The following is a 1,154-nucleotide window of genomic DNA, read 5'->3' on the forward strand; positions in this document are numbered from 1 at the left end:
TGTTGGCATCAGTGCCAGATAATCAGCGCAACCATGCTGATTAGCACCAGGCCGCATAGCGCGCTGGTGAGAATGAACTGACCGCGAACCCGCTCACAGCGGCGAATAAATTCATCATCATGATGATCGCGGTAACGCTGAGCGTAGATATACCACACCAGACGCATCTGCTTGTTCGGTTGCCCATGCGAGGTAAAAAAGCCCCCTCCATCTACATACTGGTAAAGTAATGGATCGCAACCACGAAGTACCACTAACAGTGCGCGTAGCGAAGAAAAATAGCGCGCCATATTAACAATGCAAACGACACATAAAGCCCAGAATAATGCAATGGTGCTTATCATACCTCCTCCCCGGCGACCCGCCCACGGAACTCCTTTCCGGGACTACCGCTCCCCGATACCCTGCCAAACCATTCAATGAAGAGTGCAGCCGAAACCGTTCGTATTAGTATCACGCATCCGAACGCCTCTTTAGATAGTGTAGGAGATTAGTTAATTTTTTTGCCATAAGGTTAATCGCTATCAATGCAATTAACTAAAAAATTTGTTTAACTATTTGGCAAGCAAGGCGGATTGACGGATTATCCTGGTCGCTATAATGTAAGGATAGTCCTTATATGGTACGTTTTTTACGACTGGGCTAGCCCCGCGCACAAGGTTCGCAGGACGCGGATGACGCGGCGGCATATAACGCCAGCAGGCTAGTCATCGACAACTTATGGAAGGAGTAACACTATGGCTTATAAACACATTCTTATCGCGGTTGATCTTTCTCCGGAAAGCAAAGTTCTGGTTGAAAAAGCGGTTTCTATGGCGCGACCTTACAATGCTAAAGTCTCCCTTATCCACGTTGACGTAAACTATTCCGACCTGTACACCGGGCTCATCGACGTGAATCTGGGCGACATGCAGAAACGCATTTCTGAAGAAACCCACCACGCGTTAACCGAGCTGTCCACCAATGCAGGCTACCCTATCACCGAAACCCTGAGCGGTAGCGGCGACCTGGGTCAGGTTCTGGTTGATGCCATCAAAAAATACGACATGGATCTGGTCGTCTGTGGTCACCACCAGGATTTCTGGAGCAAACTGATGTCCTCCGCGCGCCAACTGATCAACACCGTCCACGTCGACATGTTGATTGTTCCGCTG

At 49.3% G+C, this 1,154-nt stretch carries 2 protein-coding genes; one reads left to right on the forward strand and one right to left on the reverse strand.

The features are described from left to right. Positions 1–8: 8 nt before the first annotated feature. On the reverse strand, positions 9–344 hold the full coding sequence (gene uspB / locus FDW94_RS22495; RefSeq protein WP_003023371.1) for a universal stress protein UspB: 336 nt from the start codon (positions 342–344) through the stop codon (positions 9–11). Between the two features lie 393 nt (positions 345–737). Here uspB and uspA point away from each other — a divergent pair. Further along, the coding region (gene uspA, locus FDW94_RS22500; protein ID WP_063113926.1) for a universal stress protein UspA at positions 738–1,154 on the forward strand (417 nt) is incomplete at its 3' end.

The organism is Citrobacter sp. wls757 (genome assembly GCF_005280935.1).
GTDB lineage: Bacteria > Pseudomonadota > Gammaproteobacteria > Enterobacterales > Enterobacteriaceae > Citrobacter > Citrobacter portucalensis.

Excerpts from the sequence above, each read along its gene's own strand:
- uspB (WP_003023371.1), bottom strand. The coding sequence starts at position 344 with ATGATAAGCACCATTGCATTATTCTGGGCTTTATGTGTCGTTTGCATT.